We start from the raw sequence: 21,929 nt of genomic DNA, 5'->3' as shown, positions 1-21,929 counted from the left end.
CAAAGGACAGCGAAAGCCGTGAATCGCAGGCACAAAAAAACCGTCCGAAGACGGTTTTTTTCGTCAGAGGCGCGGCTTATTTCAGGCCGGACATTTTCTCGATCGCGCCCTTGAGCTCGTCGTCCGAGCAATCGGCGCAGGTGCCTTTTGGCGGCATGGAATTGATCCCGGTGATGGCTTTGGCCAACAAACCGTCAATCCCGCCTTGCTCTTTGGCACGTTTGCCCCAGTCTGCGGCATCACCGATTTTCGGCGAACCCAGCAGGCCGGTACCGTGGCAAGCGTTGCAATGTTTTGCAATCACTTCGTCCGGCGTCTTCGCACCACCGCCGCCGCCAGCGGAGGCAGCGACTTCCATTCCTTTGCATTCCTGCCCCTGAACGCACACCTGGCCGACCGGCTCGAGGCGCTTGGCAATGTCGTCATTCGTCGCAGCTTGAGCGCTGACAGCCCAGAGGGCCAGTACGGTTGCTGGTGCGGCCAGCATTTTCATAATTAGATTCACGCGTTCACCCTCAATGGTGGCTATTCACGCCTGCGGCCACGGTTCGCAGGCGGGCGCAAGTATAGCGGGTAGCCCGCCACACTGAAACAACCCCATAGTCGAAGGGGTTATACCGCGCGGTGGAAAAACTCTGCGGATGCCTTCGCCGTCATGGCTTGGCGCCTCTATCGTTAAAAATTTGCCGGCGTGGCTGCGCTGATTAGTCGCGCAGGCGCGTCGAACGGATTCCGGAAGCGATGCGGCTTGGTACTTTCAAAATAGTAGCTGTCGCCGGCTTCGAGAATAAAAGTTTCCAGGCCCACCACCAATTCCAGACGACCTTCCACCAGAATCCCGGTTTCCTCGCCTTCATGGGTGAGCATTTCTTCGCCGGTATCGGCGCCCGGCGGGTAGATTTCGTTGAGGAACGCGATGGCCCGGCTCGGGTGTGCGCGGCCGACCAGTTTCATGGTCACGGCGCCGTCGGAAATGTCGATCAGCTCGTTGGCCTTGTAGACGATCTGGGTCGGTTTTTCCTGCAGGATTTCTTCGGAAAAGAACTCGACCATGGACATGGGAATCCCGCCCAGAACCTTCCTCAGCGAACTGATCGAAGGGCTGACGCTGTTCTTTTCGATCATCGAAATGGTGCTGTTGGTGACGCCCGCGCGCTTGGCGAGTTCACGCTGGGAAAGCCCTTTGAGCTTGCGGATCGATTGCAGTCGTTCACCGACGTCCAAGGCGGGAGCCTCCTGATGTTGTAAGAATATTGAGCGTTATCATGGCGACAGCGTTCAGTATTTACAACACTTGGCCCCCGCAGCGGCGTCAACCCTCGGAATAGAGCCTTGGCACGCGACGCAGGTTGCAGAAGATCTGATACGGAATGGTGTCCGCCCACTGCGCCACTTCGCTGGCGAGGATGTTCTTGCCCCACAGCTCGACGGTCGAACCGAGGTCGGCTTCCGGCACATCGGTAAGGTCGATGCACAGCATATCCATCGACACACGGCCAAGAATCCGGCTGCGTTTGCCGGCCACCAGCACCGGAGTGCCCGTCGGTGCCTGACGCGGGTAGCCATCGGCATAGCCCATGGCTACCACGCCGATGCGCATCGGTTTGTCGGTGATGAATTTGGCGCCATAGCCGATCGGCTCGCCGGCGGGCAATTCGCGCACGCAGATGACTTTCGATTCGAGGGTCATCACCGGTTGCAGGCGCTCGGCTACGGCGTTGGCTTCTTCGAACGGTGTGGCACCGTAGAGCATGATGCCCGGACGCACCCAGTCGCTGTGGATCTGCGGCCAACCGAGCACGGCCGGCGAGTTGCGCAGGCTGACCTCGGCGGCGAGGCCCTGACGCGCCGCCTCGAACACCGCAACCTGATCGGCGCTGCTTTGCTCATGCAGTTCATCGGCGCGGGCGAAGTGGCTCATCAGCACGATCTTCGCCACTTTGCCGCTGGCCAGCAGGCGCTGGTAGGCGGCCGCGTAATCCTTCGGATGCAGGCCGACGCGGTGCATGCCGGAATCGAGCTTGAGCCACACGGTGATCGGTTTGCTCAGGGCAGCCTGCTCGATGGCTTCGAGCTGCCACAGCGAATGCACCACGGTCCAGAAATCATGCTCGACGATCAGCGCCAGTTCATCGGCTTCGAAGATGCCTTCGAGCAGCAGCACCGGGGCCTTGATGCCGGCCGCGCGCAACTCCAGCGCTTCTTCGATGCAGGCGACGGCAAACCCGTCGGCCTCGGCTTCCAGCGCCTGGGCGCAACGCACCGCACCGTGACCGTAGGCATCCGCCTTGATCACCGCCAGCGCCTTGGCGCCGGTGACTTCGCGGGCAATTCGGTAGTTGTGACGCAGGGCTTGAAGGTCGATCAGGGCACGGGCAGGACGCATGGCAGCAGACTTCTTGGCGGTCATGGGAAGAAAAACCGGCGCTGGCTGACGGCGTGAACCGCCAACAGCGCCGGGAGAGGGATCTTTGAAACGATTACGGCAACGCGGCGACGATGGAAATCTCGACCAGGATGCTCGGCTTGGCCATCTTCGCTTCGACGGTGGCACGGGCCGGCGCGGCGCCTTTAGGCAACCACTGATCCCACACCGAATTCATCCCGGCGAAGTGCGCCTCGATGTCGTTCAGGTAGATCGTCGCCGACAGCAAATGCTGCTTGTCAGTCCCGGCCAGATCGAGCAGACGCTCGATATTGGCCAGGACTTCGCGGGTTTGTTGTTCAATCCCGGCGTTGAAGTCGTCGCCGACCTGTCCGGCCAGATACACCGTACCGTTGTGGCTGACGATCTGACTCATGCGCTCATTGGTGAGCTGGCGCTGGATTGCCATGTTTTGCGGACTCCTGAGGCTTGTTGCCGTAACGGGAAATATCGAGGCCTTCGGCGCTGATCTGCGGTTTTTTCTTCGCCATCAGATCGGCCAGCAAACGACCGGAACCGCACGCCATGGTCCAACCCAGGGTGCCGTGACCGGTGTTGAGGAACAGGTTCTTGAACGGCGTGGCGCCAACGATCGGCGTGCCGTCCGGCGTGGTCGGACGCAGACCGGTCCAGAAGCTCGCCTCGGCCAGATTGCCGCCCTGAGGATAAAGGTCGTTGACGATCATCTCCAGGGTTTCGCGCCGACGCGGGTTCAGCGACAGGTCAAAACCGGCGATCTCGGCCATGCCGCCGACGCGGATGCGGTTGTCGAAACGGGTGATCGCGACCTTGTAGGTCTCATCGAGAATGGTCGAGGTCGGGGCCATGGCCGGGTTGGTGATCGGCACGGTCAGCGAATAACCCTTGAGCGGATACACCGGCGCCTTGATGCCCAGCGGCTTGAGCAATTGCGGCGAGTAGCTGCCGAGGGCCAGCACGTAGCGGTCGGCGGTTTCCAGCTTGCCGTCGATCCACACGCCGTTGATGCGGTCACCGGCGTAGTCGAGGCGCTGGATGTCCTGGCCGAAGCGGAATTCCACCCCGAGTTTCACCGCCATTTCCGCCAGGCGCGTGGTGAACATCTGGCAGTCGCCGGTCTGGTCGTTCGGCAGACGCAGGGCGCCGGCGAGGATGTCGGTGACGTTGGCCAGTGCCGGCTCGACGCGGGCAATGCCGGCGCGGTCGAGGACTTCAAACGGCACGCCGGATTCTTTCAGGACGGCGATGTCCTTGGCGGCGCCATCGAGCTGTGCCTGAGTGCGGAACAGCTGGGTGGTGCCGAGGCTGCGGCCTTCGTAGGCAATGCCGGTTTCGGCGCGCAGTTCGTCGAGGCAGTCGCGGCTGTACTCGGACAGACGCACCATGCGCTCCTTGTTCACCGCGTAACGGTTGGCGGTGCAGTTGCGCAGCATCTGCGCCATCCACAGGTACTGGTCGATGTCGGCAGTGGCCTTGATCGCCAGCGGCGCGTGGCGCTGCAGCAGCCACTTGATGGCCTTGAGCGGCACGCCCGGCGCGGCCCACGGCGAGGCGTAGCCCGGGGACACCTGGCCGGCGTTGGCGAAACTGGTCTCCATGGCCACGGCTGGCTGCCGGTCGACCACCACCACTTCAAACCCGGCACGGGCCAGATAGTAAGCACTGGCGGTACCGATGACGCCGCTACCCAAGACCATTACGCGCATTTTTGTATCCCTCATCGCGGCAGGGCCGCGTACGTCTGTTGTTAGAGCAATGATGCGCGCAGTGTAAAAAAGAATGGCCAGTGCATTTCACTATATAAGCGCCTATATTTGGCGACAATTCTCGGCAAAAACCCTTTTCACGGAGGCGCATCCCCTATGCGTACCAACACTCAGACCAAACGTGAGCTGGACAAGATCGATCGCAACATCTTGCGGATCCTGCAGGCGGACGGGCGCATATCGTTTACCGAACTCGGGGAAAAGGTCGGGCTGTCCACCACGCCGTGTACCGAGCGGGTGCGGCGGCTGGAGCGCGAGGGGATCATCATGGGATACAACGCCCGCCTGAATCCGCAGCACTTGAAGGGTAGCCTGCTGGTGTTCGTCGAGATCAGCCTCGACTACAAATCCGGCGACACGTTCGAAGAGTTCCGCCGCGCGGTGCTGAAATTGCCGCACGTACTGGAGTGCCACTTGGTGTCAGGGGATTTCGACTATCTGGTGAAGGCGCGGATTTCCGAGATGGCCTCGTACCGCAAACTGCTGGGCGACATTCTGTTGAAACTGCCGCATGTGCGTGAGTCCAAAAGCTATATCGTGATGGAAGAGGTGAAAGAGAGCCTGAGCCTGCCGATTCCAGACTGAGATTTGGAAGATCAAAAGATCGCAGCCTTCGGCAGCTCCTACATGGAAATGCGTTCTCCTGTAGGAGCTGCCGAAGGCTGCGATCTTTTCAGACCAGCACCTGCCGATTCGAAGCCATGTACTCGAAGATCTGCTTTTCTACGCGCGGGTGAATCAACTCCACTGGCCCCCGCCCGTTCGGGCACGGCAACGTCTTCGTCGTCCCGAACAACCGGCAAATCAGCGGCCGCTCCTCATACACCGTGCAGCCATTCGGCCCCAGGTGCACACAGTTCAGCTCGTCCATCGCCGCATCCTGCTCGGCGCGGGTCTTGCGCGGCAGGCGGGCCATTTCTTCCGGTGAAGTGATCACTGGCCCGCAGCAATCGTGGCAACCGGGCACGCACTCGAACGAGGGGATCTGCTGACGCAGGGTGCGGATTTTCTGGCTGTTGCAGCTCATCGAAACAGTAACCCACATGAAATAGGCGGCAATTGTGCCGCAAAAGCCGTGATCCAGACAGCAACGGCCGACCAGTGTTGCCCGTCTTCGGCCGTGCGGCTTATGCTCCGTCAAATTTTCTCGACACCCAGCCGTTGGATGATGCCCATGAATGCCCGCGCCCGAACCTTCGCGAGCCAACCCCACGTTGCCTCTTACTACGCCGCCAGCAGCCTGCCGCAGCCTGACCATCCGGTGCTGCAAGGCGAAGTGATTGCCGACGTGTGCGTGGTTGGCGGTGGCTTCTCGGGGTTGAACACCGCGCTGGAACTGGTCGAACGCGGTCTCAGCGTAGTGTTGCTGGAAGCGCATCGGATCGGTTGGGGCGCCAGTGGTCGCAACGGTGGGCAGTTGATTCGCGGGGTCGGCCACGGGCTCGACCAGTTCACTAATGTCATCGGCGCCGACGGCGTACGCCAGATGAAACTGATGGGCCTGGAAGCGGTGGAAATCGTCCGTCAGCGCGTCGAACGTTTCCAGATCCCGTGCGACCTGACTTGGGGCTACTGCGACCTTGCCAACAAGCCTGCCGACCTCGAAGGCTTTGCCGAAGACGCCGAAGAGCTGCGCAGCCTCGGCTATCGCTATGAAACCCGTCTGCTGCAAGCCGATGAAATGCACACCGTGGTTGGCTCCAAGCGTTATGTCGGCGGCTTGATCGACATGGGTTCCGGGCACTTGCACCCGCTGAATCTGGCACTGGGCGAAGCCGCTGCCGCGCAGCAACTGGGCGTCAAACTGTTCGAGCAATCGGCGGTCACCCGCATCGACTACGGCCCCGAGGTTCGCGTACACACCGCTCAAGGTTCAGTGAGGGCGAAAACCCTGGTGCTGGGCTGCAACGCTTACCTCAACGACCTCAATCCACAACTCAGCGGCAAAGTACTGCCCGCCGGCAGTTACATCATTGCGACCGAACCCCTGTCCGCAGAACTGGCGCACAGCCTGCTGCCGCAAAACATGGCGGTCTGCGACCAGCGCGTGGCGCTGGATTACTACCGACTCTCGGCGGATCGACGCTTGTTGTTCGGCGGCGCCTGCCATTATTCCGGGCGCGATCCGAAAGACATCGGCGCGTACATGCAGCCGAAGATGCTCGAAGTGTTCCCGCAACTGGCAGGCGTGAAGATCGACTATCAATGGGGCGGAATGATCGGCATCGGCGCCAATCGACTGCCACAGATCGGCAGGCTCAATGATCAGCCGAACGTGTATTACGCCCAGGCCTATTCCGGGCATGGGGTGAATGCCACGCACCTGGCGGGCAAATTGCTCGCTGAGGCGATCAGCGGGCAGCACAGCGGTGGCTTCGACCTGTTTGCCAAGGTGCCGCACATCACCTTCCCTGGCGGCAAGCACTTGCGTTCGCCGTTGCTGGCGCTGGGGATGTTGTGGCATCGGCTCAAAGAGCTGGTCTGAGGTTTTTGCACCAGCCTTAATGCCCTCATCGCGAGCAGGCTCACTCCTACAGTAGGAACGTATTCCCCTGTAGGAGTGAGCCTGCTCGCGATGGGGTCAGAAACAGCACCACATCCTTCAGATCCGCCAGAACGGCTTCAACCCCTCTTCATGCGCCTGCTCCCGGGTCAACCCGACATCCTTGAGCTGCTCCGGCGTCAGGTTCAACAGCGCCTTGCGCGTGTGCAGACGATGCCAGAACAGGCCCCAGCGACTCAGGCCGGACGGCGCGTTGCGCATGGCGGTATTCCATGCACTGTCCTCCTGCCCTGCCTCCAGTTCCTGACTGTGTAACGTCAGCCGCACATCGCTCAAGCCGTTCATTTTTGTCGCTCCTGTTTACTTGGGTAGCCAGAGATTCCATGATGCGCGGGTCGGCAAAAGCATTACAGATTCAACACTTCTGTATTAACTCCATACAGATTTGCCATTCCTGAGACTGAATCACCGATTTTTGCCGCATCTGTACTGGTTTATTGAATCACCTGCATCGAGGCAGTGCCATGACCCTGTATGTGAACCTCGCCGAGCTGCTCGGCACCCGCATCGAACAAGGCTTCTACCGTCCTGGCGATCGCCTGCCTTCGGTGCGCGCCTTGAGCGTAGAACATGGGGTCAGCCTCAGCACGGTGCAGCAGGCCTATCGCATGCTCGAAGACAGCGGCCTGGCCACACCGAAACCCAAGTCCGGCTACTTTGTGCCAGTCGGGCGCGAGCTGCCGGAACTGCCTGCGGTCGGGCGTCCCGCGCAGCGGCCGGTGGAGATTTCGCAGTGGGATCAGGTGCTGGAGCTGATTCGCGCAGTGCCACGCAAGGACGTGGTGCAACTGGGGCGCGGCATGCCCGACGTGACCACGCCCACCATGAAACCGCTGCTGCGCGGACTGGCGCGGATCAGCCGCCGGCAGGACATGCCCGGTCTGTATTACGACAACATTCACGGCACCCTCGAACTGCGCGAACAGATCGCTCGATTGATGCTCGACTCCGGCTGCCAGTTGAGCGCCAGCGACCTGGTGATCACCACCGGTTGCCACGAAGCGCTGTCCACCAGCATCCACGCAATCTGCGAACCGGGCGACATCGTCGCGGTGGATTCGCCGAGCTTCCACGGCGCCATGCAAACGCTCAAAGGCCTGGGCATGAAAGCCCTGGAAATCCCCACCGATCCGCTCACCGGTATCAGCCTCGAAGCGCTGGAACTGGCGCTGGAGCAGTGGCCGATCAAGGTCATCCAGATCACCCCCAACTGCAACAACCCGCTGGGCTACATCATGCCGGAGTCGCGCAAGCGCGCCCTGCTCAACCTGGCACAGCGTTTCGACGTGGCGATCATCGAGGACGATGTGTATGGCGAGCTGGCCTACACCTACCCGCGTCCACGCACGATTAAGTCCTTCGACGAAGATGGTCGAGTGCTGCTGTGCAGCTCGTTTTCCAAGACCTTGGCCCCAGGCCTGCGCATCGGTTGGGTGGCACCGGGTCGTTATCTGGAACGGGTGCTGCACATGAAATACATCAGCACCGGCTCCACCGCACCGCAGCCGCAGATCGCCATCGCCGAATTTCTCAAGGGCGGCCATTTCGAACCGCACTTGCGGCGGATGCGCACGCAATACCAGCGCAATCGCGACGCGATGATCGACTGGGTCACTCGCTACTTTCCCGCCGGCACCCGCGCCAGTCGCCCGCAGGGCAGCTTCATGCTCTGGGTCGAACTACCCGAGGGTTTCGATACGCTGAAACTCAATCGTGCGCTGCTCGATCAAGGCGTACAGATCGCCGTCGGCAGCATCTTTTCCGCCTCGGGCAAATACCGCAATTGCCTGCGAATGAACTACGCGGCCAAACCGACACCGCAGATCGAAGAGGCGGTGCGCAAGGTCGGCGCAGCGGCGAGCAGACTGCTGGCCGAAACCGAGTCATTCGAGCCGAAACGTACCGTGCCCGTCGAAGCGACGAAGGTCGGCGACACGGCTTGAGGCATCGCTGACGCGGGCCTCGATGTCCAGCTCCACGTCGAGATGACGACCGGTGGCGATGCTGCCCGCGCGCCAGCTCACGATGCGATCGCCAGGCTGCAGCAAATCCGCCGCGCCCGCCCGCTCTCCCTCGCGCTGCCACTGCACCGGCGCGCCGTCCAGACGCACCGTCACTATGCGTACCTGCAACCGTCCCGGTGCCCAGCGATAATGCAGCGCATCGCTGCTCGGGGCAGCAAAGGACCAACTGATCGAGCGCACATCCGGACATTGAATCCGCAGATGAACCCTGCGCACCCCGAAGCTGCCGTCGTCGCCACTCGATGGCCGCGCCAGCAGTTGCGCCCTCGTCAGGACGCCATAGTCCACAGCGCCCGGCGACAGCGTCATCTGGCAGCTCGCACTGGCCATGGCGGATGCGGACAACAGCCATGCCAGCATGATCTGGATAATCCATCGTTGCATGGGAAAAACCTCAGTCATGTATTGCTCAAAGGCTGACAGAGCGCTTCGACAGGCTCGATCAGTGCGTGCTCGTCAGGCGATTCGGCCAGGGTGAATTGCAGCTCGCAGTGCGTGGTGTCCGATAGCTGCACCCGCAACGGTTGCCCAGGCTTGATGTCCGGCACAAAGATCGTCCCGGCCTCAAGCACCGTGGTCAGGTATTCACCTTGCCCGTCCTGTACGGCCAGGCCACTGGGCAGCCATTGCCGATCAACCGTCCTGGCCTTCAACAGCACGCGCCGCACGCGGGTGATGGAGAACTCCAGGTGCTGCACCGACCCGCGCCCGGCTTCCACTTCTTGATAACCGTCGAGCACCTCGACGTTGCGCGGCAGGCTCAACGGGTCGACTTCCAACCGGGCGGTCGAATACGCCGGCAGACTCGCCACAGCCCGGCCCGCTCCGTCCGTCCACACCGGACCTTGCGGCGTGGACAACTTCAGACCCGCACGATCGCCGGCCTTGAGCACGCCAAAGGTCTCGCGCAGCGGATAGGGCGACAGCGTGACGCCATCGCGATGCAGTGCCATGCCGCCACGCAGGCCCACATCGAATTCGCTCGCTTCGTCCCGCTGGCTGATACCGAAGTCCAGACGGGTGTAACGCGCCAGAGCGTTGACCCGCAATCCCAGCGACGGCGCCGCGTCTTCAGGGTGTTCGGCACTGGCGCTGTAGGCCAGGGTTTCACTGAGCACTTCGCTCATCGACACGCCACTGCGCACCCCGGATCGTGGATCGCTGCGCAGGTAGCTGCGAACCCGGCGCTGTTCGCCCAATGGCATCGCCGCCGTCAGGTAAGCCGAGGTGCCCCGGCGCCCCACGTCGGCATCGCCGATTCCCCGTTCCAGGCTCAATGACAGACTGATCCGCGCGGGCAGCGTCTGCGACCACGACAGCCCCAGGCGCATATGCGGCGGCTGATCCAAGCTGGTGTAACGCGACCAGGTCATGCCGAACGCGCCCCAGCGTTCGACGGAACCGTTGAGGGCAAACGTCCAGTGCTCGCGCCCGGGCAATTCGGCCCGGCCCTGCTGCGAGTTCCAGCCAGTGTCCGACAGCGTACGAAAGCCCTGGCCACGACGCACAGCGACCACGCTGGTGGACAGGCTCGGCGCCAGCACGGCATTCACGGTCATTTGCACCTGATGACCCGCAACGCCTGTAGCCCGGTCGCTGGACAGCAGCTGGCGCACACCGGTGGTCAGATTACCCGGCCATTGCCGCTGCAGCCCCCACCCCGCCGACAGGTAGTCCGAACCACCGAGTACACCGCCACTCATGCGCAGCGCTCGCGACAGGCTCCATTCCTTGCCAAGGGTGGCGAACGACGGCGCCCGACGATCATCCGAGCCCTGGCGTCGCACAGTGCCCAGCGCCAGATTGAATGTGTCGGCCCGGTCGAACCGGGCATCCTGCAGGCTGGCGGCCGGGACGCGAAAGCGCCGCACCTGCCCTTCTTGCTCGTGCACGCTCACCTCAAGGTCAAGCTGGTTGCTCAACAGCGGCAGCGCGCGCAGGGTGAACGGCCCGGCAGGAACTCGCGTGGTGTAGATCGGCACGCCGTTCTGCCGGACTTCGATCCGCGATGGCGACCAGGCGATGCCCTCGACCTCACCACGCGCACCCTGTTGTGCCGCACGCATTTGCGCGAACGCGTCTTCCGGCAGGATCTGCACGCCGCTGAACGAATCGCCGGCAAACAGGGGCGACTGCAGATTCAACTGGCCGATCTGCACGCTGGCTTCGTCGTCTTCCAGGGTGTGCATGCCATAGGCATACAGATGCTCGAAACGCGTACTGTCCGGAAGTTGCGTGTAGGACTGCCGGCTACGCAGGATCCAGTCGCCGGCATTCAAGCCAATCTCCGAGCCCAGGCTGCGAAAGTCGCTGCGCTGTCCCTCGTGCCGGCTGCCCATCAGCAACGCATCGTAGTTAAACACACCGCCCACACCCCCATTAGCGAAGCTGCGCGATTGAAACTCCGGCAACGCCAGCAGGTCGGTCGGCAACAGCAGGTCGATCTGTTCCTGGCCGGGATGCAACTCAATGATGGCCGAGGGCAGACCTTCGCGCAGTGTCAGGCACGGCTGTCGGTCTGCCGACGCCGCAGAGGTTTGCGAGCGCACGCCGGCAGCCTTGAGCAAGGCCGGTTGCAGGCACGGCTCGCCCTCGGCATCGAACGTCACGAACACGCGGCCGCGAGGCTGTCCATTGACCTCCAGTGCTACCAGGCGCGTGCCCTGGGAGAAACGCGGTGCCTGGCGAAAGTACGCAGCCAATGCGGGGTCGAGTCCGCGCTCGCGAAGCAGCTGCGCATCGAACTCCACCACCTCGCCGGCCAGCGCTGCGCCTGCGCCCTGAACCATCACCAGCGCCAGTCCCCGACGGGCAGGCCTGCGCATCAGTGCGTTACCGGAGCATCGAAGTGATCGACCGCAAAGCCATAGGTGGTGGCCGGAAAAATTCGCACGCCCATGGTCCGCACCGTCAAACTCAAGGGCAACGCGACAGACAGGCGCTCGCCAGGCAGGATCCAGGTGCGCGGCAGATCCACCGCCTGTGTGCCCGGCAGCGGAACAATCGCCTTCGCCAGCCGAACGACGTAAGGACTGGGATTACTGACCAGCAAGCCCTCAGCAGTGGCCGACCAGCTCAGGCGATGCCATGGCTCGCGCTCCACCGGCAGGCCGGCGGGGCGCAGGATCACCGGCAGGTTTTGCCGCACGCCCAGATTGACCCGGGCGCCGTCAGCACTTGCCACAGGATTGATCCCTTCAAAAATCACCCGCTTCAGACGCTCGGTCTGCAACGGTTCGGCGCTCTGCAAAATGAACCGCACTTGCTGCACCGCCCCGGCCTCGACACGGGTTACCGACGGGCTGAACAGCAACTGCGTTTGATCATGCGGCTCGATGTTTACCACCGTGGTGTGCAGCAGGGCCGGACGGGACTCGGTATTTCGGACATTCATCGTCGCCTCACCGAGACCTTCATCCACCACCAGCACAGGTGTTTGCGGCACCATTCCGGCAGCGTGGGCGCTGGGCATCAAAATCACGGCGAGCAGGCACAGTGGCAGCGCCCTGAAGCCAGGACGGCACATTGAAATCGGCATCGGAATTGTTCCGCTGGAAAGTTTCAGCGCCCCCGTCTAAGGACGCGCCGAATGAACCTGAAAGAACCCGGCAACGGCCGGGCTCTGTCGATCAGAGGTAGTACATGTCGAAGGTGACCGAGCCATCGAGCGGGATCTCGCTGGCGATCGGCAGCGCGTTACTCGGGCCAATGATCGGCAACAGGCTCATCGGAAACCCGTGATGGCGCGCCGCGACCGGGCCGGCTGCCACGGTACCCCAGGAGTACAGCGCCGGGGCATTGCTCACCAGCGGCGAGGAAGGCAATTGCCACGCCGGCGCCGCCAGGGTGCGGGTCATCAGGGTCTGCTGGATACCGTCGGCTTCCGGACGCCCGTGGCGCAGAGCGAAGCCGCCGATACGGATGCCGCCGATTTCGCCTAGCCCGTAAAACAAGGCCGGATCGCTGTTACCGGCGCCATCGTTGATGCCCGGCAATTTGGTTGCCGCACGATTGTCTCTGACCGACACCTCCACCGGCGCCGGCGCATCGCAATTGATGTGCAGCGAAATATCGTGAGCCGGCAGCAGCGTCTGCGTGGTCTTGTTCAGTGTGGCCGCCGAAATCTTGCGCAGATCGACGGTGCCACCACCGGCAAATGCCGGGATGCACGAGGTCGGAATAATGGTTCCGATCACGTTCAGATCCACGCTCTCGGCAGCGGCCAGCGTCGGCAATACCGCGGCCGCGATGGCCGCCATCCATGTTGTTTTTTTCATCAGTCCCTACTTGTTCGGCTATTTATAAATGGCAGGTATTCAGGGCATCGCTTTCACCGGGGCCGTGAATACCGGGGGCGATGATTTCCTTTTTTGCAGGATCCGTATGTAGGAATAGGCACCAACCAAGAGCGGAAAAAACGACATGGCAAATAGTCCAAAAACACATGCGAACTCATTCCTACTTTCGAACGACTAATTGTTTACACAGTGTGGCGAGGATCCGCCTGGAAGCGGTCTTTGAAATCCTCTGCATGCCATACTCCGTCACCCCCAGCCCCAGCCGAGAAAGCAACGTGCGACCCGGAAAAAAATTGCTCGCTGTCTTTGTCCTGTGTTCGTTGGCCAGTGGTTGCGCCAATCTCGATGTAGCGCGTGAACCCAGTCAGGCGTTGCCGTCTGCCGGCTCCGCATTCGGTCGCTCGATTCAGGCCCAGGCGGCGCCCTATCAGGGCCGCTCCGGGTTTCGCCTGCTGTCCAACAGCACTGAGGCCTTCACCGCTCGCGCCGAACTGATCCGCAATGCGCAAACCAGCCTCGACTTGCAGTACTACATCGTCCACGACGGCGTCAGCACGCGGATGCTGGTGGAAGAACTGCTCAAGGCCGCCGACCGCGGCGTGCGCGTACGCATCCTGCTCGACGACACCACCAGCGACGGTCTCGACACGATCATCGCCACGCTGGCGGCGCATCCACAGATCCAGATCCGCCTGTTCAATCCACTGCACCTGGGCCGCAGCACGGGCGTGACCCGCGCCGCCGGCCGCCTGTTCAACCTGTCGCTGCAACATCGGCGCATGCACAACAAGCTGTGGCTGGCGGACAACAGCGTGGCCATCGTCGGCGGGCGCAATCTGGGCGACGAGTATTTCGATGCCGAACCGAACCTGAATTTCACCGACATCGACATGCTCAGCGTCGGCCCGGTGGCCGAGCAGCTTGGGCACAGTTTCGATCAGTACTGGAACAGCGCGCTGAGCAAGCCGATCGACGAATTCCTCTCGAGCAAACCGAGCGCCAAAGACCTGCAGAACACCCGCACGCGCCTCGAAGAATCGCTGGATGAAACCCGCAAACAGAACCACGCGCTGTATCAACAGCTGATGACGTTCAAGACCGCGCCGCGCATGGACATCTGGCGCAAGGAACTGATCTGGGCCTGGAATCAGGCGCTGTGGGATGCGCCGAGCAAGGTGCTGGCCAAGGACGAGCCGGACCCGCAACTGCTGCTGACCACGCAACTGGCGCCGGAACTGCGCGGCGTCAGCAAAGAACTGATCATGATCTCGGCGTATTTCGTACCCGGCCAGCCGGGGCTGGTGTACCTGACCGGGCGTGCCGACGCCGGGGTCTCGGTGAGTCTGCTGACCAACTCGCTGGAGGCCACCGATGTACCGGCGGTGCACGGCGGTTATGCGCCGTATCGCAAGGCACTGCTGGAGCACGGCGTGAAGCTGTATGAACTGCGCCGCCAGCCTGGGGATAACTATGGCAGCGGCCCACACCTGTTCTACAGCAAGTCATTCCGGGGTTCGGATTCCAGCCTGCACAGCAAGGCGATGATTTTCGACCGGCAGAAAGCGTTCATCGGCTCGTTCAACTTCGACCCGCGCTCGGTGCTGTGGAACACCGAGGTCGGGGTCCTGGTGGACAGCCCGGAACTGGCCGAACGCGTACGCGAACTGGCCTTGCAAGGCATGGCACCGGCACTGAGTTATGAGGCGAAACTGCAGGATGGCAAGATCGTCTGGGTGACCGAGGACAACGGCCAGATGCACACGCTGACCAAGGAACCCGGGAGCTGGTGGCGGCGGTTCAATGCGTGGTTCAGCACCACTGTCGGTCTGGAGCGGATGCTGTAGTCAATTGTGGCGAGGGAGCTTGTCGACTCGTCGCACCGTTCCGCTGGGCTGCGCAGCGGCCCCGGAATTTTGTGAGTGCTACGCACTCAAGCGGGAGCAAGCTCCCTCGCCACAGGTAATCAATCGAATCAGGCCGGCTCGGCCACCGTGCCGAACGCACCTTGGCGCATCAGCAGAATCACCAACCCGAACGCCCCCACCGCCATCAACAGCGGTAACGCATGCCCGCTGATCCACTGGCTGCCCGCCCCCGCCATCAACGGCCCGATCAGACAACCGACACCCCACAGCTGCGCAATGTGCGCATTGGCGCGCACCAGCGCGTCGTCGCGATAACGCTCGCCGATCAGGATCAGTGACAAGGTGAACAGCCCACCGGCACTGGCCCCGAACAACACCCACAACGGCCAGATCAGCAGCGTGTCGATCAACAGCGGAATCGCCAGGCTCGACAGCATCAACACCACCGCGCAACCGGTGAACAAGGTGCGTCGCGACAGGTAGTCCGCCAGCGCACCAATCGGCAGTTGCAGCAGCGCATCGCCGACCACCACCGTGCTGACCATCGCCAACGCGATCTCGGCAGTAAAGCCCTGCTGCAGGCAATACACCGGCAACAACGTGAGGATCATCGCCTCGAACGCAGCGAACAGTGACACCGCCCAGGCAATCGCCGGCAGCTCGCGGGCAAAACCCCACAGATCGCTGAACGTCACACTGCTGGCTTCACTGCTCGGCGCTCCGCTGCGGCCCATCAACAGCAATGGCGAGACTGTCAGCAGCCCGACACCGACCCAGAACCCGTAGTCGTGCTCAGTGCCGAGCGCACCCAGCAGCAGCGGACCAGACAGCTGGCTCAGCGCATAGCTGCTGCCATACAGAGCGACCAGACGACCGCGCCAGTGTTCGACGACCAGTTGATTGATCCAGCTCTCGCCGAGGATGAACACGATGGTCAGGATCACCCCGATCATCAGCCGCAGCACCAGCCAGATCGGATAGCTGGGTAACAACGCCAGCAAGCCGATCGACAACGCACCCGCCCACAGGCACAGACGCATCAGGTTCGCCGTGCCGAAACGCGCCGCCAAGTGACTGGAAATCTTCGCCCCCAGCAGCACGCCAATCGCCGGCATCGCCGCCATCACGCCAATGGCAAAGGAGCCATAACCCCAGCCTTCCAGACGCAACGACACCAACGGCATGCTGACCCCCAGGGCCAGGCCAACACTCAAGACAGACGCCAACACGGCGAAATACGTCGCCCAACGCATGTTCCACGCTCCTGTGGATATTTTTATGTGCGCCACAAAATCACTGTGGGAGCGGGCTTGCTCGCGAAAACGGTTTCACATTCAGCAGATGTGCTGACTGATACACCGCTTTCGCGAGCAAGCCCGCTCCCACAGGGGATCTCTGTTTCGTCAGGGAGCCCGGAGTGACCGGGCTCCCGCTAACGGCTTACAGCTTGATCCACGTCGCCTTCAGCTCGGTGTACTTGTCGAACGCGTGCAGCGACTTGTCACGACCGTTGCCCGACTGCTTGAAGCCGCCGAACGGCGCGGTCATGTCGCCGCCGTCGTACTGGTTGACCCACACGCTACCGGCACGTAGCGCCTTGGCGGTCAGGTGCGCCTTGGAAATGTCCTGGGTCCATACCGCTGCGGCCAGGCCATACGGCGTGTCGTTGGCGATCTGGATTGCTTCTTCGGCGGTGTCGAAGGCTATGACCGACAGCACCGGGCCGAAGATCTCTTCCTGGGCGATCTTCATCGCGTTGCTCACGCCGTCGAAAATCGTCGGCTCGACGTAAGTACCACCGGTTTCCTGAAGGATGCGCTTGCCGCCCGCGACCAGTTTGGCGCCGTCGCTGTGACCGGACTCGATGTACGACAGCACGGTGTTCATCTGCTGGGTATCGACCAGCGCACCGACGTTGGTTGCCGGATCCAGCGGATTGCCCGGCTTCCAGGTTTTCAGAGCCTCGATCACCATCGGCAGGAATTTGTCCTTGATCGAACGCTCGACCAGCAGCCGCGAACCGGCGGTGCAGACTTCGCCCTGGTTGAAGGCGATGGCGCTGGCGGCAGATTCAGCAGCTGCCTGCAGGTCCGGCGCATCGGCAAAGACGATGTTCGGGCTCTTGCCACCGGCTTCCAGCCAGACGCGTTTCATGTTCGATTCGCCGGAGTAGATCATCAGTTGCTTGGCGATCTTGGTCGAACCGGTGAACACCAGAGTGTCGACGTCATTGTGCAGCGCCAGCGCCTTGCCAACAGTGTGGCCGTAGCCCGGCAGCACGTTGAGCACGCCTTTCGGAATGCCGGCTTCAACCGCCAGCGCAGCGATGCGGATGGCGGTCAGCGGGGATTTTTCCGACGGCTTGAGGATCACCGAGTTACCAGTCGACAGCGCCGGGCCGAGTTTCCAGCAGGCCATCATCAGCGGGAAGTTCCACGGCACGATGGCACCGACCACGCCCACCGGCTCGCGGGTCACCAGACCCAGTTGATCGTGCGGCGTGGCGGCGACTTCGTCGTAGATCTTGTCGATCGCCTCACCGCTCCAGCTCAGCGCTTGCGCCGCGCCCGGGACGTCGATGTACAACGAGTCGCTGATCGGCTTGCCCATGTCGAGCGTTTCGAGCAACGCCAGCTCTTCAGCGTGCTGCTTGAGCAGGCTGGCGAAACGAATCATGGTGGCTTTGCGTTTGCTCGGCGCCAGGCGCGACCAGACGCCGGAATTGAACGTGGCACGAGCGTTTTCCACGGCGCGCTGGGCGTCGGCGGCGTCACAGCTGGCGATCTTGCCCAGCAGACGGCCATCGACCGGGCTGATGCACTCGAAGGTCTCGCCGGAGACGGCGTCGGTGTATTCGCCGTTGAGGTAGGCGCGGCCTTCGATCTTCAGGTCGCGAGCACGTTGTTCCCAATCGGCACGAGTCAGGGTGGTCATTCGAGTGTCCTCCTCTTGTTGAATACGAGCGCCGCGTTCTTCGCGGACGTCTTCAGGAATGCTGCCCGGCCGGCCTGCTTTTTCGGCCCAAGGCACCCGCCACCCTAAACCAGCGGCCGGGGTTGTTTCAATATATTTGACATAAGCGCGCCATACGGCCTTGCGGTGTTCATTTTAATAAACATAGACTTTGGCCCTTTCAAGCCACCGCGCCGTCATCACGGGAGAAAACAACAATGAACATCCAGAACGTCGTCGATATCAGCCTGACCACCAGCACAGCCGAACGCTATCGCCCGGACCCGGCCAAAGTGCTCAAGGGCGATCCCGAGCAAGCGGTGTTCAATCAGTACGACAGCCCTTGTGGGCAAATGAATGTCGGCGTGTGGGAAGGCGCGGTCGGACAGTGGACGGTGAACTACACCGAGCATGAATACTGCGAAATCCTGCAGGGGGTTTCGGTGCTGCGCGACAGCGACGGCAATGCCAAGACCTTGCGTGTTGGCGACCGCTTTGTGATTCCGGCCGGTTTCCGTGGTACCTGGGAAGTGCTGGAGGCTTGCCGCAAGATCTATGTGATCTTTGAGCAGAAGGCTTGAGGATTTTCGCTGACTGATCCGGCCCTATCGCGAGCAGGCTCACTCCTACAGGGAACCGAATTCCAATGTAGGAGTGAGCCTGCTCGCGAAGAGGCCCGGCCAGACATCGCAGAAATCCGAGACAACAAAAAAGGCCCGTATCGTGAGATACGGGCCTTTTTTGTAAGTCGGGAAAAATCAATTACTTGATTTTGCCTTCCTTGTAGATCACGTGCTTACGAACAACCGGATCATATTTCTTGATCTCGATTTTGTCCGGAGTAGTACGCTTGTTCTTGTCGGTAGTGTAGAAGTGACCAGTACCGGCGCTCGAGATCAAACGAATCAATTCACGCATGATTAGCTCCCTTAAATCTTGCCATCGCGGCGAAGTTCGGCGAGCACGACACTGATGCCACGCTTGTCGATGATGCGCATGCCTTTGGCAGATACGCGCAGACGCACAAAACGTTTCTCTTCTTCAACCCAGAAGCGGTGATGCTGCAGGTTCGGCAGGAAACGACGACGGGTTTTGTTGTTTGCGTGGGAAATGTTATTCCCGGTTACCGGACCCTTACCGGTAACTTGACATACTCTCGACATGCCTCAGCCCTCTAAAACCACATGCCCAACCCGGCATGGGTTGGCCGCTTAATCTCTCAGTCATTTGGCGCCAGGCGCCGCGTTTCTTTAGAGGTCTTACCGGCTACACCTACAGTGAAGGAACCGGGCCCCTAGAAAAGAGCGCTGCTTTATACCAGAAAGACCGGGGTGCAACAACAATCGATGTGCAATCAACCGCTAAAAAGGCACTTTTTCCGGCTGCGGACGCTTTGGATAAAGGCTGGCGCGAGTTTTGACCACTCGTCGCAGAAAACCGCTCTGACAGAGGTTTCCGACTTTTCTGGGTGCACCGCGGTCTGAAAAACGCCAGTGCCCGGCCCCGAAAAATACAAAAGGGGATAGTCATTTGCAATCCAGCCCTCTAGGGTAACCCTTTTCCAGACTGCACCTGCAGATGGCCTTCGATCTGTAAAGGAAGCCGACCATGCGCCTCGCTGCCCTACCCCTGTTGCTCGCCCCGCTTCTGCTGAGCCCCCTGGCCCAGGCCGCCGCCCTGAGCGTCTGCACCGAGGCCAGCCCTGAAGGGTTCGACGTGGCGCAATACAACTCGCTGACCACCACCAATGCCTCGGCCGACGTGCTGATGAACCGCCTGGTGGACTTCGACACCGCCAGCGGCAAAGTCGTGCCGAGCCTGGCCGACAGCTGGGAAGTCAGCACCGACGGCCTGACTTATGTGTTCAAGCTGCACCCGCAGGTGAAGTTTCACAGCACCGACTATTTCAAACCGACCCGCACCCTGAGCGCCGAAGACGTCAAATTCAGCTTCGACCGCATGCTCGACCCGGCCAACCCATGGCACAAAGTGGCGCAAAGCGGTTTCCCGCACGCCCAATCCATGCAGTTGCCGGCGCTGATCAAGAAAATCGACGCACTCGATCCGCTGACCGTGCGCTTTACCCTCGACCACCCGGATTCGACGTTCCTCGCGACCCTGAGCATGGGTTTCGCCTCGATCTATTCCGCCGAATACGCCGACAAGCTGCTCAAGGCCGACGCGACCGACAAGCTCAACAGCCAGCCGATCGGCACCGGCCCGTTTGTGTTCACGCGCTTCCAGAAAGACGCTTCGGTGCGATACAAGGCCAACCCGGACTACTTCGGCGGCAAGCCGGCGGTCGATCCGCTGATCTTCGCCATCACCCCTGACGCCAACGTGCGCCTGCAAAAGCTGCGGCGCAACGAGTGTCAGATCGCCCTGTCGCCAAAACCGCTGGACGTGAAAGCGGCGCAGGAAGAACCGACCCTGAAAGTGGAAAAGACTGACGCGTTCATGACGGCTTTCGTCGGCATCAACAGCCAGCACCCACCGCTGGACAAGCCGGAGGTGCGCCAGGCGATCAACCTCGCCTTCGACAAGGCCAACTACGTCAAAGCCGTGTTCGAAGACACCGCCGAACCCGCCAACGGCCCTTACCCGCCGAACACCTGGAGCTACGCAAAGAACCTGCCGGGCTACCCGCACGACGTGGCCAAAGCCAAGGCGCTGCTGGCCAAGGCCGGACTCAAGGACGGCTTCCAGACCACCATCTGGACCCGTCCGTCCGGCAGCCTGCTCAACCCCAATCCGAGTCTGGGGGCGCAGTTGCTGCAATCGGATCTGGCGGAAATCGGCATTCAGGCGGAAATCCGCGTGATCGAGTGGGGAGAACTGATCCGCCGCGCCAAGGCTGGCGAACATGACCTGCTGTTCATGGGCTGGGCCGGCGACAACGGCGACCCGGACAACTTCCTCACGCCGCAGTTTTCCTGCGCGGCGGTCAAGTCCGGCACCAACTTCGCCCGCTACTGCAATGCCGATCTGGACAAGCTGATCAGCGCCGGCAAAACCACCAGCGAGCAAGGCGTGCGCACCAAGCTGTATGAACAGGCCCAGGCGCAGATTCAGCAGCAGGCGCTGTGGTTGCCGCTGGCGCACCCGACTGCCTATGCGCTGACGCGCAAGGATGTGCAGGGTTATTCCGTCAGCCCGTTCGGGCGGCAGGACTATTCCAGGGTCTCCCTGAAATAACCCGCCACAACACAATTCCCCTGTGGGAGCGGGCTTGCTCGCGAAGGCGTCGGATCAGCCAAAATTTTATTGACTGACACATCGCCTTCGCGAGCAAGCCCGCTCCCACAGGGTTGGCGTTTGTTGTTGAAAGCTACATCCAGCCACACTCCGCCATCGACAGCGGCTCGCCGTCGCCAATGATGAAGTGATCCAGCACCCGCACATCAATCAGGTCCAGAGCCTTCTGCAAGCGCTTGGTCAGTTGCCGATCCGCCTGGCTCGGATCGCTATTCCCCGACGGGTGGTTGTGGCAGAGAATCACCGCCGCCGCGTTGTTGGCCAATGAGCGTTTCACCACTTCCCGGGGATGCACGCTGGTGTTGTCGATCGAGCCGCGAAACAGCGCCTCGAACGTCAGCACTTGATGCTTGGAATCGAGAAACAGGCAACCGAACACCTCGTGCGGCTCATGGCGCAGCATGGACTTCAAGTAATCCCGAACTGCCTGCGGATTCTCCAGCGCCGGTTTTTTACGCATGCGCTCGGCCAGATGCCGCCGCCCCATTTCCAGCACCGCCTGCAACTGTGCGAACTTCGCAGGCCCCAATCCCAACTGCACGCTGAACGCCGCAAGATCGGCCTCCAGCAATGCGCGCAGGCTGCCGAATTGCGTCAACAGGTGTCGCGCCAGATCCACCGCGCTTTTTCCCGTGACCCCGGTACGAAGAAAAATCGCCAGCAATTCAGCATCGGAAAGGCTTCCCGCGCCCTGTTCAAGTAGCTTCTCCCGCGGCCGCTCCGCCGCTGGCCAATCGCGAATACTCATACACCTTCCTTGTCTGTGGGCGCCGCTGTTCCGTAGCGGTCGCTGTGATATCGT

General features: G+C 61.6%; 22 protein-coding genes. 6 read left to right on the top strand and 16 right to left on the bottom strand.

Annotated features, from left to right (window positions below):
* Positions 1 to 76: 76 nt before the first annotated feature.
* The 5 genes from M0814_RS10960 to dadA all read right to left on the bottom strand — a co-directional run bounded on the left by M0814_RS10960 (position 77) and on the right by dadA (position 4,110).
* Entirely contained in the window at positions 77 to 493 is a 417-nt protein-coding gene (locus M0814_RS10960) for a c-type cytochrome (RefSeq protein WP_103483707.1), read from the bottom strand.
* Positions 494 to 675: 182 nt separating this feature from the next.
* Entirely contained in the window at positions 676 to 1,224 is a 549-nt protein-coding gene (locus tag M0814_RS10955) for a cupin domain-containing protein (RefSeq protein ID WP_003229444.1), read from the bottom strand.
* 88 nt (positions 1,225 to 1,312) lie between these two features.
* On the bottom strand, positions 1,313 to 2,386 hold the full coding sequence (gene alr / locus M0814_RS10950; protein ID WP_003229447.1) for an alanine racemase: 1,074 nt from the start codon (positions 2,384 to 2,386) through the stop codon (positions 1,313 to 1,315).
* Positions 2,387 to 2,480: 94 nt separating this feature from the next.
* Positions 2,481 to 2,834: a RidA family protein gene (locus M0814_RS10945; protein WP_003229450.1), complete on the bottom strand. Its 354-nt coding sequence runs from the start codon at positions 2,832 to 2,834 to the stop codon at positions 2,481 to 2,483.
* Complete coding sequence (gene dadA, locus M0814_RS10940) at positions 2,806 to 4,110, bottom strand: D-amino acid dehydrogenase (RefSeq protein ID WP_003229452.1); 1,305 nt, start codon at positions 4,108 to 4,110, stop codon at positions 2,806 to 2,808. The genes M0814_RS10945 and dadA overlap by 29 nt, the downstream gene beginning before the upstream one ends.
* Before the next feature lie 156 nt (positions 4,111 to 4,266).
* On the opposite strand from dadA, the gene M0814_RS10935 reads away from it, so the two are divergent.
* Positions 4,267 to 4,755, top strand: coding sequence for an Lrp/AsnC ligand binding domain-containing protein (locus M0814_RS10935; RefSeq protein WP_003177284.1), 489 nt, complete (start codon positions 4,267 to 4,269; stop codon positions 4,753 to 4,755).
* 88 nt (positions 4,756 to 4,843) lie between these two features.
* Here M0814_RS10935 and M0814_RS10930 read toward each other — a convergent pair whose 3' ends face one another.
* Positions 4,844 to 5,197, bottom strand: coding sequence for a YkgJ family cysteine cluster protein (locus M0814_RS10930; RefSeq protein ID WP_103483708.1), 354 nt, complete (start codon positions 5,195 to 5,197; stop codon positions 4,844 to 4,846).
* 147 nt (positions 5,198 to 5,344) lie between these two features.
* Between M0814_RS10930 and M0814_RS10925 the strand changes: the two genes are divergently transcribed.
* A complete protein-coding gene (locus tag M0814_RS10925) occupies positions 5,345 to 6,655 on the top strand; it encodes an FAD-binding oxidoreductase (protein WP_103483709.1) in 1,311 nt (436 codons plus the stop codon).
* Positions 6,656 to 6,772: 117 nt separating this feature from the next.
* Here the strand turns inward: M0814_RS10925 and M0814_RS10920 are convergent, their stop codons facing one another.
* Positions 6,773 to 7,018: a DUF1127 domain-containing protein gene (locus M0814_RS10920; protein WP_003229454.1), complete on the bottom strand. Its 246-nt coding sequence runs from the start codon at positions 7,016 to 7,018 to the stop codon at positions 6,773 to 6,775.
* Between the two features lie 179 nt (positions 7,019 to 7,197).
* Here M0814_RS10920 and M0814_RS10915 point away from each other — a divergent pair, with 179 nt between their 5' ends.
* Positions 7,198 to 8,676, top strand: coding sequence for a PLP-dependent aminotransferase family protein (locus tag M0814_RS10915; RefSeq protein WP_003229457.1), 1,479 nt, complete (start codon positions 7,198 to 7,200; stop codon positions 8,674 to 8,676).
* On the opposite strand, the gene M0814_RS10910 is transcribed toward M0814_RS10915, so the two are convergent.
* The 4 genes from M0814_RS10910 to M0814_RS10895 all read right to left on the bottom strand — a co-directional run bounded on the left by M0814_RS10910 (position 8,617) and on the right by M0814_RS10895 (position 13,034).
* Complete coding sequence (locus M0814_RS10910) at positions 8,617 to 9,141, bottom strand: hypothetical protein (RefSeq protein ID WP_112997805.1); 525 nt, start codon at positions 9,139 to 9,141, stop codon at positions 8,617 to 8,619. The two genes, M0814_RS10915 and M0814_RS10910, sit on opposite strands and share 60 nt — an antisense overlap.
* Before the next feature lie 14 nt (positions 9,142 to 9,155).
* Positions 9,156 to 11,582 (bottom strand): fimbria/pilus outer membrane usher protein, encoded by a 2,427-nt coding sequence (locus tag M0814_RS10905; RefSeq protein ID WP_103483711.1) that lies wholly within the window; start codon positions 11,580 to 11,582, stop codon positions 9,156 to 9,158.
* On the bottom strand, positions 11,582 to 12,295 hold the full coding sequence (locus M0814_RS10900) for a fimbria/pilus chaperone family protein (RefSeq protein ID WP_103483712.1): 714 nt from the start codon (positions 12,293 to 12,295) through the stop codon (positions 11,582 to 11,584). Before M0814_RS10900 ends, M0814_RS10905 begins: the two co-directional genes overlap by 1 nt.
* Before the next feature lie 91 nt (positions 12,296 to 12,386).
* Positions 12,387 to 13,034 carry a DUF1120 domain-containing protein gene (locus M0814_RS10895; RefSeq protein WP_103483713.1) on the bottom strand — a complete coding sequence of 216 codons (648 nt, stop codon included), beginning with the start codon at positions 13,032 to 13,034 and terminating at the stop codon, positions 12,387 to 12,389.
* Positions 13,035 to 13,330: 296 nt separating this feature from the next.
* On the opposite strand from M0814_RS10895, the gene M0814_RS10890 reads away from it, so the two are divergent.
* Positions 13,331 to 14,899 carry a phospholipase D family protein gene (locus tag M0814_RS10890; protein ID WP_103483766.1) on the top strand — a complete coding sequence of 523 codons (1,569 nt, stop codon included), beginning with the start codon at positions 13,331 to 13,333 and terminating at the stop codon, positions 14,897 to 14,899.
* A gap of 128 nt (positions 14,900 to 15,027) precedes the next feature.
* Here M0814_RS10890 and M0814_RS10885 read toward each other — a convergent pair whose 3' ends face one another.
* Both M0814_RS10885 and M0814_RS10880 read right to left on the bottom strand, forming a co-directional pair.
* Positions 15,028 to 16,173 carry an MFS transporter gene (locus M0814_RS10885; protein WP_003229469.1) on the bottom strand — a complete coding sequence of 382 codons (1,146 nt, stop codon included), beginning with the start codon at positions 16,171 to 16,173 and terminating at the stop codon, positions 15,028 to 15,030.
* A gap of 187 nt (positions 16,174 to 16,360) precedes the next feature.
* Positions 16,361 to 17,854, bottom strand: coding sequence for an aldehyde dehydrogenase (locus tag M0814_RS10880; RefSeq protein WP_103483714.1), 1,494 nt, complete (start codon positions 17,852 to 17,854; stop codon positions 16,361 to 16,363).
* 236 nt (positions 17,855 to 18,090) lie between these two features.
* Between M0814_RS10880 and M0814_RS10875 the strand changes: the two genes are divergently transcribed.
* Positions 18,091 to 18,453, top strand: a complete 363-nt coding sequence (locus M0814_RS10875; RefSeq protein ID WP_103483715.1) for a cupin domain-containing protein — start codon at positions 18,091 to 18,093, stop codon at positions 18,451 to 18,453.
* Between the two features lie 181 nt (positions 18,454 to 18,634).
* Here the strand turns inward: M0814_RS10875 and rpmG are convergent, their stop codons facing one another.
* Together rpmG and rpmB are read right to left on the bottom strand one after the other, a co-directional pair.
* Positions 18,635 to 18,790, bottom strand: a complete 156-nt coding sequence (rpmG, locus tag M0814_RS10870) for a 50S ribosomal protein L33 (protein ID WP_003177274.1) — start codon at positions 18,788 to 18,790, stop codon at positions 18,635 to 18,637.
* Positions 18,791 to 18,801: 11 nt separating this feature from the next.
* Complete coding sequence (gene rpmB / locus M0814_RS10865; protein WP_003229474.1) at positions 18,802 to 19,035, bottom strand: 50S ribosomal protein L28; 234 nt, start codon at positions 19,033 to 19,035, stop codon at positions 18,802 to 18,804.
* 445 nt (positions 19,036 to 19,480) lie between these two features.
* Between rpmB and M0814_RS10860 the strand changes: the two genes are divergently transcribed.
* Positions 19,481 to 21,067 (top strand): ABC transporter substrate-binding protein, encoded by a 1,587-nt coding sequence (locus M0814_RS10860; RefSeq protein ID WP_103483716.1) that lies wholly within the window; start codon positions 19,481 to 19,483, stop codon positions 21,065 to 21,067.
* 133 nt (positions 21,068 to 21,200) lie between these two features.
* Here M0814_RS10860 and radC read toward each other — a convergent pair whose 3' ends face one another.
* Positions 21,201 to 21,875 (bottom strand): DNA repair protein RadC, encoded by a 675-nt coding sequence (radC, locus tag M0814_RS10855; RefSeq protein WP_103483717.1) that lies wholly within the window; start codon positions 21,873 to 21,875, stop codon positions 21,201 to 21,203.
* Positions 21,876 to 21,929: the final 54 nt, after the last annotated feature.

The sequence above is a fragment of the Pseudomonas sp. MWU12-2020 genome (assembly GCF_023100605.1).
GTDB classification, from domain to species: Bacteria; Pseudomonadota; Gammaproteobacteria; order Pseudomonadales; family Pseudomonadaceae; genus Aquipseudomonas; species Aquipseudomonas fluorescens_H.
This window is presented reverse-complemented; position numbering and strand designations above follow the sequence as displayed.

Bases quoted from the DNA above. Each gene is read 5' to 3' on its own strand.
- M0814_RS10935 (WP_003177284.1), top strand. From the start codon at position 4,267: ATGCGTACCAACACTCAGACCAAACGTGAGCTGGACAAGATCGATCGC.
- M0814_RS10860 (WP_103483716.1), top strand. From the start codon at position 19,481: ATGCGCCTCGCTGCCCTACCCCTGTTGCTCGCCCCGCTTCTGCTGAGC.
- M0814_RS10880 (WP_103483714.1), bottom strand. From the start codon at position 17,854: ATGACCACCCTGACTCGTGCCGATTGGGAACAACGTGCTCGCGACCTG.
- M0814_RS10960 (WP_103483707.1), bottom strand. From the start codon at position 493: ATGAAAATGCTGGCCGCACCAGCAACCGTACTGGCCCTCTGGGCTGTC.
- M0814_RS10875 (WP_103483715.1), top strand. From the start codon at position 18,091: ATGAACATCCAGAACGTCGTCGATATCAGCCTGACCACCAGCACAGCC.
- M0814_RS10910 (WP_112997805.1), bottom strand. From the start codon at position 9,141: ATGCAACGATGGATTATCCAGATCATGCTGGCATGGCTGTTGTCCGCA.
- rpmB (WP_003229474.1), bottom strand. From the start codon at position 19,035: ATGTCGAGAGTATGTCAAGTTACCGGTAAGGGTCCGGTAACCGGGAAT.
- rpmG (WP_003177274.1), bottom strand. From the start codon at position 18,790: ATGCGTGAATTGATTCGTTTGATCTCGAGCGCCGGTACTGGTCACTTC.
- M0814_RS10900 (WP_103483712.1), bottom strand. From the start codon at position 12,295: ATGCCGATTTCAATGTGCCGTCCTGGCTTCAGGGCGCTGCCACTGTGC.
- radC (WP_103483717.1), bottom strand. From the start codon at position 21,875: ATGAGTATTCGCGATTGGCCAGCGGCGGAGCGGCCGCGGGAGAAGCTA.
- M0814_RS10915 (WP_003229457.1), top strand. From the start codon at position 7,198: ATGACCCTGTATGTGAACCTCGCCGAGCTGCTCGGCACCCGCATCGAA.
- dadA (WP_003229452.1), bottom strand. From the start codon at position 4,110: ATGCGCGTAATGGTCTTGGGTAGCGGCGTCATCGGTACCGCCAGTGCT.
- M0814_RS10905 (WP_103483711.1), bottom strand. From the start codon at position 11,582: ATGCGCAGGCCTGCCCGTCGGGGACTGGCGCTGGTGATGGTTCAGGGC.
- M0814_RS10945 (WP_003229450.1), bottom strand. From the start codon at position 2,834: ATGGCAATCCAGCGCCAGCTCACCAATGAGCGCATGAGTCAGATCGTC.
- M0814_RS10920 (WP_003229454.1), bottom strand. From the start codon at position 7,018: ATGAACGGCTTGAGCGATGTGCGGCTGACGTTACACAGTCAGGAACTG.
- M0814_RS10885 (WP_003229469.1), bottom strand. From the start codon at position 16,173: ATGCGTTGGGCGACGTATTTCGCCGTGTTGGCGTCTGTCTTGAGTGTT.
- M0814_RS10930 (WP_103483708.1), bottom strand. From the start codon at position 5,197: ATGAGCTGCAACAGCCAGAAAATCCGCACCCTGCGTCAGCAGATCCCC.
- alr (WP_003229447.1), bottom strand. From the start codon at position 2,386: ATGCGTCCTGCCCGTGCCCTGATCGACCTTCAAGCCCTGCGTCACAAC.
- M0814_RS10895 (WP_103483713.1), bottom strand. From the start codon at position 13,034: ATGAAAAAAACAACATGGATGGCGGCCATCGCGGCCGCGGTATTGCCG.
- M0814_RS10925 (WP_103483709.1), top strand. From the start codon at position 5,345: ATGAATGCCCGCGCCCGAACCTTCGCGAGCCAACCCCACGTTGCCTCT.